Annotated in this window: 16 protein-coding genes; 11 read left to right on the top strand and 5 right to left on the bottom strand. The window is 50.5% G+C overall.

The annotated features are described in order from the left end of the window. Nucleotides 1-98: 98 nt before the first annotated feature. Nucleotides 99-533, top strand: a complete 435-nt coding sequence (gene tnpA, locus QT397_12545) for an IS200/IS605 family transposase (protein WNZ58122.1) — start codon at nt 99-101, stop codon at nt 531-533. 141 nt (nt 534-674) lie between these two features. On the opposite strand, the gene QT397_12550 is transcribed toward tnpA, so the two are convergent. Next, nucleotides 675-971 (bottom strand): Lrp/AsnC ligand binding domain-containing protein, encoded by a 297-nt coding sequence (locus QT397_12550; protein ID WNZ58123.1) that lies wholly within the window; start codon nt 969-971, stop codon nt 675-677. Nucleotides 972-1,027: 56 nt separating this feature from the next. Next, the gene (locus QT397_12555; protein ID WNZ58124.1) at nt 1,028-1,162 is read right to left on the bottom strand and encodes an AsnC family protein; all 135 of its coding nucleotides are present in this window, start codon (nt 1,160-1,162) and stop codon (nt 1,028-1,030) included. A 645-nt stretch (nt 1,163-1,807) separates the two neighbouring features. Between QT397_12555 and QT397_12560 the strand changes: the two genes are divergently transcribed. Continuing rightward, nucleotides 1,808-5,320, top strand: coding sequence for an indolepyruvate ferredoxin oxidoreductase family protein (locus QT397_12560; protein WNZ58125.1), 3,513 nt, complete (start codon nt 1,808-1,810; stop codon nt 5,318-5,320). A gap of 24 nt (nt 5,321-5,344) precedes the next feature. On the opposite strand, the gene QT397_12565 is transcribed toward QT397_12560, so the two are convergent. Beyond that, nucleotides 5,345-6,016 carry a ChrR family anti-sigma-E factor gene (locus QT397_12565; protein ID WNZ58126.1) on the bottom strand — a complete coding sequence of 224 codons (672 nt, stop codon included), beginning with the start codon at nt 6,014-6,016 and terminating at the stop codon, nt 5,345-5,347. 7 nt (nt 6,017-6,023) lie between these two features. Beyond that, nucleotides 6,024-6,638 (bottom strand): sigma-70 family RNA polymerase sigma factor, encoded by a 615-nt coding sequence (locus QT397_12570; protein WNZ58127.1) that lies wholly within the window; start codon nt 6,636-6,638, stop codon nt 6,024-6,026. A 250-nt stretch (nt 6,639-6,888) separates the two neighbouring features. Between QT397_12570 and QT397_12575 the strand changes: the two genes are divergently transcribed. The 9 genes from QT397_12575 to QT397_12615 all read left to right on the top strand — a co-directional run bounded on the left by QT397_12575 (nt 6,889) and on the right by QT397_12615 (nt 14,685). Then, nucleotides 6,889-7,320 carry a nuclear transport factor 2 family protein gene (locus tag QT397_12575; GenBank protein WNZ58128.1) on the top strand — a complete coding sequence of 144 codons (432 nt, stop codon included), beginning with the start codon at nt 6,889-6,891 and terminating at the stop codon, nt 7,318-7,320. After that, nucleotides 7,321-8,100 carry an SDR family NAD(P)-dependent oxidoreductase gene (locus QT397_12580; GenBank protein WNZ58129.1) on the top strand — a complete coding sequence of 260 codons (780 nt, stop codon included), beginning with the start codon at nt 7,321-7,323 and terminating at the stop codon, nt 8,098-8,100. Then, nucleotides 8,100-9,350 carry an FAD-dependent oxidoreductase gene (locus QT397_12585; GenBank protein ID WNZ58130.1) on the top strand — a complete coding sequence of 417 codons (1,251 nt, stop codon included), beginning with the start codon at nt 8,100-8,102 and terminating at the stop codon, nt 9,348-9,350. Before QT397_12580 ends, QT397_12585 begins: the two co-directional genes overlap by 1 nt. Before the next feature lie 13 nt (nt 9,351-9,363). Next, a complete protein-coding gene (locus QT397_12590) occupies nt 9,364-10,161 on the top strand; it encodes a DUF1365 domain-containing protein (protein ID WNZ58131.1) in 798 nt (265 codons plus the stop codon). Then, entirely contained in the window at nt 10,158-11,426 is a 1,269-nt protein-coding gene (locus tag QT397_12595; protein WNZ58132.1) for a cyclopropane-fatty-acyl-phospholipid synthase family protein, read from the top strand. Before QT397_12590 ends, QT397_12595 begins: the two co-directional genes overlap by 4 nt. Nucleotides 11,427-11,563: 137 nt before the next feature. Continuing rightward, complete coding sequence (locus QT397_12600) at nt 11,564-12,079, top strand: DUF2878 domain-containing protein (GenBank protein WNZ58133.1); 516 nt, start codon at nt 11,564-11,566, stop codon at nt 12,077-12,079. Further along, on the top strand, nt 12,072-12,806 hold the full coding sequence (locus QT397_12605) for a hypothetical protein (protein ID WNZ58134.1): 735 nt from the start codon (nt 12,072-12,074) through the stop codon (nt 12,804-12,806). Before QT397_12600 ends, QT397_12605 begins: the two co-directional genes overlap by 8 nt. Nucleotides 12,807-12,983: 177 nt before the next feature. After that, a complete protein-coding gene (locus QT397_12610; protein WNZ58135.1) occupies nt 12,984-13,379 on the top strand; it encodes a glycine zipper family protein in 396 nt (131 codons plus the stop codon). Between the two features lie 286 nt (nt 13,380-13,665). Next, nucleotides 13,666-14,685 (top strand): NAD(P)-dependent alcohol dehydrogenase, encoded by a 1,020-nt coding sequence (locus QT397_12615; GenBank protein ID WNZ58136.1) that lies wholly within the window; start codon nt 13,666-13,668, stop codon nt 14,683-14,685. Between the two features lie 121 nt (nt 14,686-14,806). Here the strand turns inward: QT397_12615 and QT397_12620 are convergent, their stop codons facing one another. Then, nucleotides 14,807-15,295, bottom strand: a complete 489-nt coding sequence (locus tag QT397_12620; protein ID WNZ58137.1) for a DUF4334 domain-containing protein — start codon at nt 15,293-15,295, stop codon at nt 14,807-14,809. Nucleotides 15,296-15,597 lie beyond the last annotated feature (302 nt).

Consider the following 15,597-nt stretch of genomic DNA (forward strand, 5'->3'; position numbering starts at 1 on the left):
ACCGCCTCTGGCGGTGAGACTTGACAAGGCTCTGCCGTTCCGGCGTGCAGAGTAAAAATATGGCCTCCATGAACCGGCAAGTTCTTTAAGGAGGCCATATGCGAGATTGGCAGTGCCAAGCTCACGTGAAACATTATTGCAGGTACCATGTGGTATTTGTGCCCAAGTATCGAAAGAAAGCGTTATTTGGGGCATTGAGAAGTGAGATTGGAGCAATATTCCGAGACTTGTGTCGTCAAAAAGGCATTGAGTTGGTCGAGGGGTACGCAATGAGGGATCACATTCATATGTTGTTAATGATTCCTCCAAGGTTAAGTGTTTCCAATACGGTTGGGTTTCTGAAAGGGAAATCTGCGATCCGGATATTTCGGAAGTACAAGCATATACAGAGAAATTTCACAGGAAGACATTTTTGGGCTCGGGGCTACTGCGTGAGTACAGTAGGGCTTGATGAGCAGATGATTCGAGAGTACATCAAGAATCAAGAGGTTGAAGAACGCCGGCAAGAGCAGATGCAATTGGCGGGATTGTAACAAGCCCCCTCTGGGGGCTTTCACCATACCACCCGCTATGCGGGTGGTTGCTGATTGGCTTAAGCAACCCGCACAATTTTGCGACGGCTAAAGGCAAGATTGTGAATAGACGCCTGCAAGAATGCAGGCATCAAAAGAGGCTCAGCTTTGGCTTTCCAGCAACTGATCCAAGGGTAATTCAGTGCGGTAACGCACCTGCTTTAAAGAGAAGCTGCTTTTAATATGATCGATGCCTGGGAGTTCAGTGAGTTTTTTATCCAGGAATTCCTGGTAAGCCTGCAAATTGGGTACAACAACTCGCAGCAGGTAGTCGAAATCACCGGTCATCAGGTAGCACTCCATCACTTCCGGCCATTGGCCGATAACTGATTCGAAGTCCTGTAACTCTTTTTTCACTTGGTGGTTAAGAGTAACCTGGATAAATACACTTACCGGCAACCCAACCTTTTCCGGTTCAAGCAGGGTAACTGCGCGTTTTATAAACCCTTGCTCGTTTAGGTTTTTAACCCGCCGTGAACAGGGGAGGGTGAGAGGCAGACTTTTTCTGCAAGCTCAATATTTGGAATGGTGGCATCCTGTTGAAGGATTTCCAGAATTTTTTTGTCGATGGCATCCAGTAAATAGGCCATGGTTATATTCCGTATCTCATCTCTCTGAACGTACGCCGGTATCGCCGGCTGCTAATCATCAACCTGCCAGTGAACCTTTGCTTCCCAGCGTTCTCCGGTAAATTGTGTGCATTGCGTACATGGTTTTTTTTGGTTTGTTATGGCAGTAGCTTCCTATACTGCGCATCTTTTGTGAGACCTTCTCGTTTTTTATTAATTTCCCGCTAATGGGTACGTTGCCCAACCGGTTGATACTGGTTAGCTGTAAACGGGCGGAAACTGATATCCCCTGATCAGTTCCAGGCTATGCCTCTCAAAAAGCTGAACCTTTGGCGCTTATTTAGTCACACAGAGTGTGAAGGCCAGAGGCGAGCACCATAAGAGGGCATCTCCTTTCCGTTGTACCCCCCAAAATACTTCATTTTGAGTGATTTGTTGCCAGTAGCTGGTCATCTTTAGCGAGTTATGGCGGCATTATGCCTGAGTTGGGCCAATTTTGGTATGACCTGCTCTGCCGGGCAGTGTTAATTTTAGCGCTATTAAACAGCTCTGGTCTGTTCTGCTGTAACTCGGGAGATGCCGTGAATATTTTCGCGACATGTTACTGGCGTCGAGAACCGGAGTGATGAAAGCAATAAAGCAATAAAGATAAAATAGGTGGTACCCATGGCAATGGTCGAAGGCGATCAGGAATTGGGCTTTGATAGCGAGTATTCGCTGAAAGCGGCTTTTACCCGTGAATCCGGCCGTGTATTCCTGACCGGAATTGACGCCCTGGTTCGTTTGCCCTTAATGCAAAAGCGCATGGATGAGCTGGCGGGCCTCAATACAGCTGGCTTTGTTTCCGGTTATCGCGGTTCCCCATTGGGCGGTTACGACCAGGCCCTGTGGCGGCACAAGAAGTTATTGGCCGAGCGGGAAATCCATTTTGAGCCGGGTATTAATGAAGACCTGGGGGCGACCAATATTTGGGGCACCCAGTTGCTGGATCACTATCGCCAGCAGGCAACGAAAGACGGCGTCTTTTCTATTTGGTATGGCAAGGGCCACGGTGTAGATCGCACCGCAGATGTTTTCCGCCAAGCCAATATTCAGGGCACCTCAAAACTAGGTGGTGTTTTGGCGTTGTGTGGGGATGACCACACTGCAGAATCCTCCATGTTTTCCCACAATACCGACCAGATTTTTGAGTCGGTAATGATGCCGCTGATATTTCCGTCCTCCATTGATGAGTACCTGACCCTGGGCCTCGCGGGCATTGCTTTATCCCGTTTTTCGGGCTTGTGGGTGGGTTTTAAGGCAATTACTGAAACTGTAGAGGCCGGTGCTTCCTTGATTGTGCCGGAGTTGCCCCAGTTTACAATTCCAGCTGACTTCCCAATCCCGCCACACGGCCTGAACTACGATCCCCACCTGAATTGGCCTGCCGAGCGCCTCGAATATGAGCGCCGTATGCTGGAGGAGCGTTTGCCTGCAGCCAAGGCATTCGCCTATGCCAACCGCTTGGATAAAACCACCCACAGTGCGGAGCGGAAACGCTTCGGCATTGTAACGGTGGGTAAGGCCCACGGTGATTTGCTTGAGGCCTTGAAACTGCTCAACTTATCAGAGGCAGATCTGAACTCAGCAGGCATCTCCATCTATAAAGTGGCGATGTCTTGGCCGCTGGAGCCTAGGGGCATCAGTGAGTTCGCCAAGGGCATGGAGCGCTTGCTGGTAGTTGAGGAGAAGCGTCCCCTGGTGGAGGATCAGCTGAAAAACCTGCTCTACGGTTGGGAAGATAGCTATCGTCCGAAGGTAGTCGGCAAGAAAGACCTGGATGGCAAGGATCTGTTGCCGGCAGTGTGGGGCTTTGGCCCGGATCAGGTGGCCAAGGCCATTGCCCGCTGGCTGGTGGATACTGAACTGGCGGCACAGCTGATTCCCCTGGCAGAAAAACTGGGGGGCAATGTCGCTGCAAAGGCTCAGGGCTTGTTGGCTCGTGAACCCATTTTCTGTGCAGGTTGTCCTCATAACACTTCCACCAAATTGCCAGAAGGCAGTTTGGGGAGTGCCGGTATTGGCTGTCATATTATGGCTTTGGGTAAAGGCCTGCGCACCGATACCTATTCCCATATGGGAGGCGAGGGTGCCCAATGGGTGGGCCTGCACCGTTTCTCCAGCGCCGAGCATATTTTCCAGAATATGGGCGATGGAACCTACAACCACTCCGGGCTATTGGCCATTCGCCAGGCCGTGGCGAGCCAGGTGAATATCACCTACAAAATTCTTCTGAACGATGCGGTGGCCATGACCGGTGGCCAACCCGCCGATGGCGAAGTTAATGCTCCCTCCCTGGCTGCACAGTTGCTGGCCGAGGGGGTTGGTACGGTTATTCTTTTGACCGAGAACCCCGACCACTGGCGTGAACACCGCAGCCAACTGCCCACTGCCGTAGAAGTTCTTCCCCGCTCTGAGCTGGATGCCGTGCAGCGTCGCCTGCGGGAAACTGCCGGTGTGACGGCGATTATTTATGAGCAGGTCTGTGCGGCCGAGAAACGCCGCCGCCGCAAGAAAAAACAGATGGTCGATCCATCCCAGCGATTGCTGATTAACCACCGGGTCTGCGAAGGCTGTGGCGATTGCAGTGTGCAGTCCAGCTGTATTGCCGTGGAGCCGCTGGAAACCCCGTTGGGGCGCAAGCGTCAGATCAATCAGTCCAGCTGCAACAAGGATATGCGCTGTGCCGATGGTTTCTGCCCGAGCTTTGTCACTGTGGAAGGGGGAGAACTGAAAAAGCCCCCGGTGCAGTCCCTGGCGGATGCCTTAGACGTGGCTATTGCCGGATTACCTTCTGCGCCGGTCGCGACTCTGGCCCAGCCACTCAGTATTTTGGTGGCCGGCATTGGTGGCAGTGGTGTACTTACCGTGGCGGCACTGTTGGGCATGGCGGCGCACCTGGAAGAGAAGGGCAGTACAACTTTGTACTTTACCGGTCTCTCACAAAAAAATGGTGCCGTTGTGGCTCATGTAAAAGTGGGAGAAAACCCCGAGGCGATTACCACCGCTCGTATTCGCGATGGCGCGGCGCAATTGTTATTGGGCTGCGATATGGTCACCGCCGCTGGCCAGCGGACCAAATTTGCCACCGGCGAAATGCGTGCCCTGGTAAATACTGCTGAAGTACCGGTGGCTGCCTTTGTTCGCGACAACGAGCTGGCATTCCCCGCCGATGCGACCCAACAGAGTATTGAGTCCCTGTGTGCGGAGTACTTTGCCTTTGATGCGAATAAATATGCTCAGGCACTGTTTGGCGATACCGTAGCCAGTAACTTGATGATTATGGGGTTTGCCTGCCAGAAAGGACTGCTGCCAATCGGTGAAGCGGCCTTGGAGCGGGCCATTGAGCTCAATGGTGTGGCGGTAGAGAACAATCTGCGCGCTTTCCGCGCGGGCCGTTTGCTGGCGGAAAACCCTAAAGCGATCGAGCAATTGGCAGTGCCGGCCAAGCCGGTGAAATTGGTGGAGCCTGAGGAGTCAGTGGAGCAGTTGCTGGAGCGATTGGCGGCAGAGCTTCGCGACTATCAAAGCCCGGCCTATGCGGCAGAATTCCTTCGCCATATAGAGGCGCTGCGCAAAGCAGAATCCTCACTGCCAGCTACTCGGGGCGATCTTACCCGTATGGGTGCGCGCAGCCTTTATAAAGCGATGGCTTATAAAGATGAGTACGAAGTGGCGCGCCTCTACACCGGTGAAGATTTCAAGCGACAGCTACGTGAGACATTCAGCGGCGACTACACCCTGAAATTCCATATGGCGCCGCCGCTTCTTGCGCGCCCCGATAGCAGTGGTCGCGTACGCAAAATGCAGTTTGGCCCCTGGATGGGCAAGCTGATGCCGCTGTTGGCTAAGGGTAAAGTTCTTCGCGGTACTGCACTGGATGTCTTCGGTTACACCCAGGAGCGCCGTGCTGAACGGCGCTGGGCCCTACAGGTGGCCAAAGCAGTTGATTGCGTGGCCGCGCATCTGTCCGGCGAAAACCTGTCAGAGGCACAAGAGCTGCTCGAAATCCCCCTTCAAGTGCGAGGCTATGGCCATGTGCGCGAGGAAAAATTCGCGGCGGTCAGCGATCGTTGGGACGAGCTTTCTGCAGTATTTGTGGGCGGGGAGCAAGAGCCGACTTCTCTGGCGGCGTCCTAGACGCCGCAGCTCTTTTAATCGGTGTCAGCCCGGACGAAACGGGATAAGGCGGTTTAGCAACCAGCCGCTGACGCCGGTAATCGCCACCGGTGCCTGTACTGCAGAGAAGCACAGGCACTCTTGATCTTCTGTGACCGTCGGGCGGTGCACGTCGCCGGGTTCCCGCAACAGAAAGTCCCCTGGACTATAAACACCATCGCTATCAGAGAAGCTGCCGTACAAAACCAGGGTGAGTTCGTAGCCCCGGTGATCGTGCTCTGCAACTTTGCCGCCACAACTCAGGCGATGAAAGCTCACTTCATATTGATCCTGCCCGGTTTTTAGTCGACACATTTTTAGGGCGGGCGCTATAGTTTTCCATTTGATCGGGGGATTTTTTTCCAGCAGCTTGTGCACGACTGGCGGTGCATCCGCCAGCATGGGCTCTGTGGATTTGGATCTTTCGGGAGATACTTGTTGCTCCGATTCAGCTGCCTGATCAATACGTCCCATCAGGCGTTGGAAAGCCTCATCGTTTACGGCCTGTGGTGCACAGGACTCCAGAATGGAGCCACCCAGGGTGTTCATGGTTTGATATTGAGCGCGACACTCGGCACACATTTGTATATGGGCGGAAACGACCAGGCTGGCGCCTTTGGGCAGGCTGCCGGAAGCGTATTCAAGGAGTAAATTTTTATCGGGGTGGTGGCGAATCATACTAAACCTACTTGGCCAACCTCGCTTGTAACTTCTTTAGGGCCAGTCGCACGCGGGACTTTACCGTGCCCAATGGTAATTCCAGCTCCTTGGATATCTCACTGTGGGATTTTCCCTCCATATACGCCTTTTCCAAGACGTGGCTCTGTTCTGCTGGCAGGCTGTGTAGGCCTTCCGCAACTTCCTTTTCGTTGCGTCTTCTCTGTAGAAATATCAACGGTTGGTGTTCGGGGGTTTCATCCCAAACATCCATGGCTTCAATAATCTCGGCGTTTTGATGACGCCCGTTGCGGCGCAACATGTCGATACGAGTGTTGCGCATAATGGTGAATATCCAGGTGCTGGCAGAAGCCTTACTGGCATCGAAGCTGGGGGCCTTGCGCCAGACTTTAAACAGGGTTTCCTGAACTAGCTCATCGGCGGCTTCAGCGCTAATTGCCTGAGTGGTGCGGCTGTGATGGAAACCCTTAATTAGTGGGGCAAAGTGGTGAAAGAGCTGCTCAAAGGACTGGCGATCACGCTCCGCACCGACTCGCGTCAGCAGGGCACTCCAGTCCTGGTCCTCTCTTTGTGGCAGTTTCACCGGGCGTATTTCACTTTTTGCTTGGGGGCTATGCGCCATGTTAACGGTCTTTCTGTCGTTGTCGATACTCACGCAATCAAGCATGTGTGGAAATTAGTGTTGAGACCTGTTGTGGTACATCCGTGTACCACACTCTGCAACAGACTCTCAGGGGAGACTTCCAAGTTGTCTGATAACTACTTACGCAGAGGGGGCATAACTGGATCTCCCTGGCCTACCTTTTATTAAGCGGTGATCCAACCGATGGGGTGTGGCGTATTTATCTGCAGCTTGAACAGTAAGGAATCCGATGATGAGCGCGTTGATTGAGGAGCTAGAGGAGTACTACAAAGACTTCCTGATGCAGGAAACTGGCAGCCTTGGATCACTATATAGCGACGATGTCATTTTTTGTGACCCGTTGCATCGGATAGAGGGATTGCCTGCTTTAAAGAGTTACTTTGCGGGAATGAGCAGGGGGCTTACCCAGTGCCGCTTCCAATTTGATGATCTGCCGGTGGTGGGCGAGGGCAGCGCCTGCCTTTCGTGGACCATGCACTACCGACACCAATCACTCAAAGGTGGACGCCCATTACAACTTCGTGGCTGTAGCCTGTTGCGTTACACCGATAAGATTCACTACCACGAGGACTTTTACGATATGGGTGCCATGGTCTATGAGCAGGTGCCGGTATTGGGCTCCTGCATTGGTTTTATCAAGTCGCGAATGGAGCGCAACTAAGTGTCCCAGGGGATTCGCGATAAAACCATCTGGATCACAGGTGCTAGTTCGGGTATTGGACGCGCGCTCACATTGCGCCTGGTGGAGCAGAATAATTTTGTGATTGCCAGCGGTCGCAGGCTGGATGCGCTGACGGAGTTACAGAACATAGCCCCCAGTCGCCTCAGGGTATTGGACTGTGACCTTAGTGATGATGCGGTAATGCCGGGAGTTGCTCGGCGATTAGCGGACTTCACAGATCACCTGGATATGGTGATTGCTTGCGCTGGTACCTGTGAATATGACGACGACCTTCAATTGGATATCACCATGTACCGGCGGGTTTTTGATGGCAACTTCTTTGCCTTGGTGAATACCTTGAAATGCGCGCAGCCACTGTTAGCCGCAAGCCGGACTCCGGTTTTTGCCGCGCTCGGTAGTCTCTCGTCAGTGGTGCCTTTTCCCCGCGCCGAAGCGTATGGCAGCTCCAAAGCGGCGGTGGCCTATTTTTTAGAGTCGGTGCGCGCCGATACCAGCCTCACTCCACTTCGAGTAGTTCAAATTCGCCCGGGGTTTGTCGATACCCGCCTTACCCAGCGCAATGATTTTGATATGCCCTTTTTAATGACTCCAGAGCAAGCTGCCGAGCGCATTGAACGCGGGCTCTGTGGCGTTGGGAGCACAGTTGATTTCCCCAAACGGCTCAGCTGGCCTCTGCGGTTTCTGGGTTTTTTCAGCTCAATCTGGTTCCGTTTTTGCGTACCCAAAATGACAAGAATCCGCACTCTAAGGAAGAATTGATGCGAATCGCTATTGTTGGCAGCGGCATTGCCGGTCTTACTGCCGCTTATCTATTGAATCGAAAGTACGATGTCACCCTGTTTGAAGCACAGGCGCGCCTGGGAGGGCATACCGCTACGGTTGATATTGACGAGGGGGAACGCCGGTTAGCAGTGGATACCGGCTTTATTGTTTACAACGACTGGACCTATCCGAATTTTATTCGCTTGCTTAAAGAGCTGGGAGTTCAATCCCAACCCACCTCCATGGGCTTTAGTGTGCGCTGCGATCAGGAGGGGTTTGAATATGCGGGTAACAATCTCAACAGCCTGTTTGCACAGCGCTCGAACATCGTCAGCGCTGGGCACTGGCGTATGCTCTGGGACATTGTGCGCTTTAATCGTAATGCCCTCCGCGACTGGCAGGAGGGGAGGCTGGGCGAGACATTGACCCTGGGTGAGTATCTACCTGCGAACGGTTACTCCGCGGAATTCGCCAATCGCTATTTGGTACCTATGGGCTCGGCTATCTGGTCTGCCAGTGTGGCGCAAATGCTGGAGTTTTCTGTCAGTTTCTTTGTCCGCTTCTTTGTCAATCACGGCTTGCTCAACTTGGTGCGTCGCCCGCAGTGGCGAGTGATCAAGGGCGGGTCGCGTGAATATATTGATCCGTTAATACAATCTTTCGCAGATAAAATTCGCTTATCTACGCCCATTGAGGCGGTGCAGCGCTGCAGGGAAGGTGTGAATGTTCGCACCGCAGCAGGGGAAAATTTGGAGTTTGATGCCGTTGTTTTCGCTTGCCACTCCGATCAGGCCCTTCAATGTTTGACCGACCCCAGCGGCAGTGAGCAAAAAATCCTGGGGGCTATACCCTATGCAAAAAATGCCGTGGTCCTGCATACAGACAGCACCTTACTACCCCGTCACCGTCGCAGTTGGTCGAGTTGGAATTACCAATTGCGCAGTGAACAGGATGCACTGCCTGTTTTGACATACAACATGAATATACTTCAGGGATTGAATACAGAGAAAACGTATTGTGTCACTCTGAATGCCGAAGAGCGTATCGATCCCAAGTCTGTGCTCGGTCGTTTTGAATACTCCCATCCCCAGTTCTCTGTGGCCGGAACACGAGCGCAACAGCAGTGGGATAGTATTAATGGCGTTAACCGCACCTGGTTCTGTGGCGCTTATTGGGCAAATGGATTTCATGAAGATGGCGTAACGAGTGCGCTGCGAGTGGCTCGGGGGTTGGGTGTTGACTGGTAAGGAGGCCGGTATCATGGAAAGTGCGATTTATACCGGTTGGGTGGAACACCGGCGCTTCGCGCCCAGAGCTCATCAGTTTCGCTACCAGGTTTTTATGATGTACGTCGATCTGGCAGAGGTGGAAGCCATTTGTCAGCTCTCACCTCTTTGGTCCTCCCAGCGGCGAGCACCTGCGAGATTTTGTCGCAGTGATTTTTTTGGCGATGAATCCCTCAGTCTTGATGAGGCAGTTCGACAGCGGGTGGAGGAGGAAGCGGGAGAGCAGCCTGCGGGACCTATTCGTTTGCTGGCCAATTGGCGTTACTTTGGCTACAACATGAATCCACTCAGTGTTTACTATTGTTTCGATGCTGAGGGCCAGAATGTGGATTGGCTGCTCCTGGATGTACACAACACACCCTGGAAAGAGCGTCACAGCTATGTTTTGGATTGCCGTAATAATACCAAGTTGCAAAAAGCGACCTTCGCAAAAACATTTCATGTCTCGCCTTTTATGCCCATGGCCCAAGGGTATCGATGGAGGGGGACAAAACCTGGAGAAAAGCTGACAGCTTACCTGCAAAATTTTGATGCGAGTGCCGAGGATACAGAAGATGGCACTCGCCCAATGTTTGATGCAACCCTGAGTTTACAGCGCTGTGAAATTAGCGGCCGATCGCTTAATTCAATATTGATCCAGTACCCTTTGATGACCGTAAAAGTTATAGCCGCCATTTATTGGCAGGCACTGAAATTATGGGTCAAGCGTATCCCGGTATTTTCGCACCCTCGCGATGACGCCGAGGTTCAGGCAGGAGATAAACAACTATGAGAGCAGTTCAGGAAGTTGATCAGGCTTCGTCGTCAAAATCAGAAGTATCGGCACAGTCCTGGCTCGTTCGCCTGGCGCGCAAGCTGGTGTTGGAAAAACTCAAGGGTATTGATCGTGGCCACTTGCTAATCGAAGAGGGGGAGCAGTGTTACCACTTTGGCCAGAGACCAGAAGAAGCAGAGATCTCGGCACATATTTGCGTACATGATCCATCCAGTTATATACAGGTGCTATTAAACGGAACCATTGGTTCTGGAGAAGCCTTTATGCAGGGCGCCTGGACCTCAACCAATACCGTGGACCTGATTCGCCTGATGGTGGACAACATGGAATTGGTGGAAGGCATCGATAGTCGTTGGAGCTATTTACCTCGATTAGGCCTGCGCTGGTTACATCAATTAAATGCGAATAATCGCAATGGCTCACGCAAGAATATTTCTGCACACTATGACCTGGGCAATGAATTTTTCCGGTTATTTTTAGACAGGACCATGCTGTATTCATCTGCGGTCTACCCGTCTGAAAATGCAACTCTGTTTGAAGCCTCTAATCACAAACTGGAACTGATCTGCCGAAAGCTAAAGTTAAAACCCTCCGATCACCTCCTTGAGATTGGTACTGGGTGGGGTGGTATGGCCATTCATGCTGCCAAGTACTATGGCTGTAAAGTAACAACCACTACTATCTCCCAAGAGCAATATGACTATGCCCGCCAATGGGTGAAGCACGAAGGGTTAGAGGAGCAGGTGACCCTGCTATTACAAGACTATCGGGACCTGAAAGGTAAGTACGATAAAATTGTATCGATTGAAATGGTGGAGGCGGTAGGTCACGAATTTCACAAGACCTTCTTCGCCGGTTGTAGCGAATTACTCAAAGAAGATGGCCTGATGGTGATGCAGGCAATCACCATTCGCGACCAGCGCTACCACGAGTATCGTAAAGAGGTCGACTTCATTCAGCGATATATTTTCCCCGGTGGCTGCCTGCCATCTAATCAGGTTATCGCGGACCATATTGCCAATTCAACAGATATGCAGATTGTTGGACTTGAAGACATCACCGCCCATTACGCCCGCACATTAAGTGACTGGCGCAAAGCATTTCTTGAGCGAATTTCCAAAGTGCGCGAGTTAGGTTTTGATGAGCGCTTTATCCGTATGTGGGAATTCTATTTATGCTATTGCGAAGGGGGATTTTTGCAACGAGTGATTGGTACCGCCCAATTTGTGTTCGCCAAACCTCGGTTTTTGGGCAGTTTCTAAACTCTCTCAAGTTAATCTTGTGAAGTGTTTGCCTTTCAGAATGGCTCAGGATCAAGGCGTGATTTCAGGAGACTGTTTAAACTTTTTAAGAGTTTGCAACCCAAGGATATTACGGAATCAACCAGAGGCTCTCCTGCATGTGGCGTTTTGTCGCTAATGCCTTACTTTTCGATATCGCCTGGCCACTGTGCGTCATAGTGGCCAAGGTGTGGTTGGTGGTTCCCTTTACTCTGTTGAACCTTTTTATACATCTGCGCTATATCGCCAATTTGCCCAGGGAACCGCTTTGGTTAGCGGGGGTGTTTATCTTTGGTGTGTCTATAGACTCTATCTTGTTTCATTTGGGGGTGATGCGAAATGATAGTGGCTCCTCCTGGCCTCCCTTATGGCTGATCTGCCTGTGGTTGAACTTTGCCATGACCTTGCGATACAGTTTGGTTTTCTTACAGAAAAATCTATGGTTGGCGGTAATCCTGGGTGGTTTTTTCGGACCATTTAGTTACTTTACCGGTGCATTCCTAAATGGCACTGTGGAATTGCACAGGCCCCTGTGGCAATCCCTGGGAACATTAAGTGTAATTTGGGCCTGCATCCTGCCGTTGTTTGCCTATTTGGCAAGAGAGATTTGTCAAAAAGAGGTGAGCAATGCTTGAATTTATTGCGATGTCGGCTATTGCCGGAACTAACTGTCACTATGAAGGGCCTTTCCTGGTAAAAGGTCTGGCCTATGATCCGGATAATCAACAGTTACAGTACTGTGAATATTATACTTCGCAAGATAATGGCGAAATAACTGTTTTCTACTATGCACCCCAGGGTGATTTAATAGCAGAGAAAACCCTTCGAGAGCGAAATGGCCCCGCAGCTGGTCGCAGTGCCTTACCTAGTGTCACTCAAATAGATCGGAGGCACGGTGAAGTCCGTGAAGTCCTTTGGGATGACGGCCAGTGGATGATGCGCTATAGAGCCAACGAGGGCGAAGCCTGGAAAGTAAGTTTGCGAGAGGCACGAAGTGTTGATGTAGTTGATGCAGGCTTTGATACTTATGTGCGTGACCACTGGGACTTATTGTCCTCAGGAAAAACTCTTAAATTCAATTTTGCTTCGCCACTGCATGGTCGATCGATAAAGCTGCGCGCTAAGGCAGTATCCTGTAATCAAGCGGCAGGCGAAAATACTTGTATACGAGTAGATATTGCCCAACCTCTTATCCGCCTTTTCGTAGAGGACTTAAATCTCACTTACGATACGGAGAGTCGGCGATTAAAGAGTTTTAAGGGCATAGTAAATATCCTCGATCCACAAGCGAAATCTCAAGAATTAGAAGTGTTTTACCAATATTCAATTCTGCCTATAGGAACCCAGCCTGCAGATCCATAGAAAAAAGGCGCCCTCCACTAATAGCTACAACACTATTTACGCCTGTTGAATTTGTTGCCCAGCGGGTCATTCATTTTTAGGCGCCGGACTGGCGCCAAGTTCTACCAGCAGCTAAACCTAAAGAAGAAAAGCGTGACAAGCTCACTATCCTGTGGCGAAAGCGATATGGGGTGTTTGATGAAGACTGCTATTTCTGCAACTGCTGGAATTATGATGTCGCTGCTTTACGGCTGTGCGAATCAGCCAGAGCAGGTTCCCGGTGCCGGTGGAATCGTTATCGATACCTGGGGCGTTAACATGAATCAGTATCAAGCGGACCTTGCAGAGTGCAAGGGAATCGCTTACTCCACGTACAGTGACCAAGGGCGCAGAACAGCTGCCGGTGCTGCAGGTGGTGCTGTAGTAGGTGGTGCGCTTGGTGCAATAGTCGGTGACAGCGGGCGTGCTGCGGTAGCCGGAGCCGGTGCCGGCGCGCTTGTTGGGGGCTTGTCAGGGGCGGGTAGTGCGAGCTCTGAGGCAACCTACATTATCAAGAATTGCCTGGTTGGTCGCGGATATCGAGTGTTGAATTGATCTTCTGCGTAAAACTGCGGTCCAATTTCTCATCAGTCCTCTGCTATTCAGCAACCTCACAGGACTTGACACTGGCCGGGGGAAGTACCCCCGGCCTTTTTTCTGTTTTACAGCTTTAATTTCAATCTTTTACTTTCTCCCGGTTAACACTTTTAATTTCTGTGCTAGATAGTAGGGCCACTAGTTTCTAGAAAATAAAATTGTAAGTGTGCAATAAAGTCTACAGCTGAATGGCGTCTAAACTTTTAAGGTCATTTGTGATTTCCTTTTCTTCAAGGAGCCCGCCATGTCTACTGCATCAACTATTAATGCCTATGCAGTCTTGGAGGCCGGCGGTCCATTTAAGACCTACCAAATTGCAGCTGGAGAGTTGGGTGCAACAGAGGTTGAACTGGAAATCATGTACTGCGGCATCTGTCATAGTGACTTGAGCATGATTGAAAATGAATGGGGTATTGGACAGTACCCTATGGTTGCCGGTCACGAAGTCATCGGCCGTGTCACCGCGATGGGGGAGCAAGTAGCTCATCTTAAAAAGGGCACGGTGGTTGGGTTGGGGTGGAATTCAGGCTACTGTGAAACATGCCATACTTGCCGAATTGGTGACCTCAACTTATGTAGAGAGGCAAAGTTCACCATACTCACCAATGGAGGCTTTGCGGATAAAGCCAGGGCGGATATGAGTAGCCTGGTTGTTATCCCTGATGGTGTGGATTATGCATCGGCCGGCCCCCTTTTATGTGCGGGTATTACCGTATTCAATCCATTGGTCCAATTTGATATCAAACCCACTGACAAAGTGGCTGTGATTGGTATTGGTGGCTTGGGCCACCTTGCCTTGAAGTTTTTCCATGCCTGGGGCTGTGAAGTTACCGCGTTTACATCCAGCGAGGAAAAACGCAAAGAAGCCTTAGCTCTCGGTGCTCATAAAACACTGAACTCCCGTGATCCCGCAGAGATTCAAGCTGCGGCAATGAGCTTTGATTTTATTCTGTCGACTGTGAATGTCAGTCTTGATTGGGATCTGTATATCCAGGCTCTGAAACCTAAAGGGCGCTTACACTTTGTTGGAGCTGTAACTAACCCAATCCAATTTACTCTATTTCCCTTGTTATTTGGGCAGCGCTCAATTTCAGCATCTCCAGTCGGCAGCCCTGGTACCATCGAAACTATGCTTGAGTTTGTGGCGCATCATAAGATCAAACCTGAGATAGAGATTTTCCCAATGAGCCAGATAGAAGCGGCATTTGAGCATTTGAAATCTGGTAAGGCTAAGTACCGGATTGTTTTGTCGCAGGAAGGGTAGGGATATTTAACTGGATCAGCTTCTGGGTGAGGAGAGCGCAAAGTCACACTACAAAGGAGCTTAAATTAAAAAGTATGGGGTTGGGATTTAGGCAGAAGCAATTCATTAGAAATCGATAAGGTCAGTTAGTTTTTTTCATAGTGAAGAACATACGGCCATCCATTCCTTTTCTCTCCATAAGTCCTAGAATATGATCCTCATCGACTTTTCGCATCATATCATGCATAGGTATCGTGTCATAAATCATAGTGGCACTTGATTTCCCTCTGTGTTCCAAGATGCGCAGGCGGGCTTGGGCTTTTGTGGTTATATGTAGTTGTTGGGTACGGAAGAACAAAGGGGCATCGTAAGCGTTGATAGATTTGAAGTCTGAATCCCAGCATAGTAAAGGATAGACCGTTTCAGAATCAATAAACTCTTTGCCGTACCAGCGTTTTCCTGCATCCATTTCATGCTGTAAAGGATGTTGTGTGTTAAATCCTTGCGCTTCCCATCGGCCGATAAGAGAGTTTATTGATATAGGTGAGAGATTATCGTAAAACTCAAGCAGTTCTTGTGGATCTACCTGATCCAGTTTTTTAAGTTTTTCTAATGTGGTTAAGAAGTGCATGAGCTTGATTTAGTAGGGTATGTTTCTGGAGCATGTAATTGGGAAATAGCTTTCCAACATAACTAATACTGAGTATAGAAGTAGGAATATTAATAATCAATTATTCTTGCTGTGCTTGGCCGCTGATTTCAATGATGGTTACCCCCTCCGGCAGAGAGCCTAGAAACACTGGTCTTCGGTACAATATTCTTTGAGGAATTGGGTAAAACTAATACCTTCCTGGAACTGCACCTAATTACGAGCCATGATCTTTACCACTGTGAATCAGGTAAATGGCCGTGTCTATGTAGAGTTCATTGTGA

Source organism: Microbulbifer sp. MKSA007 (assembly GCA_032615215.1).
Taxonomy (GTDB): domain Bacteria; phylum Pseudomonadota; class Gammaproteobacteria; order Pseudomonadales; family Cellvibrionaceae; genus Microbulbifer.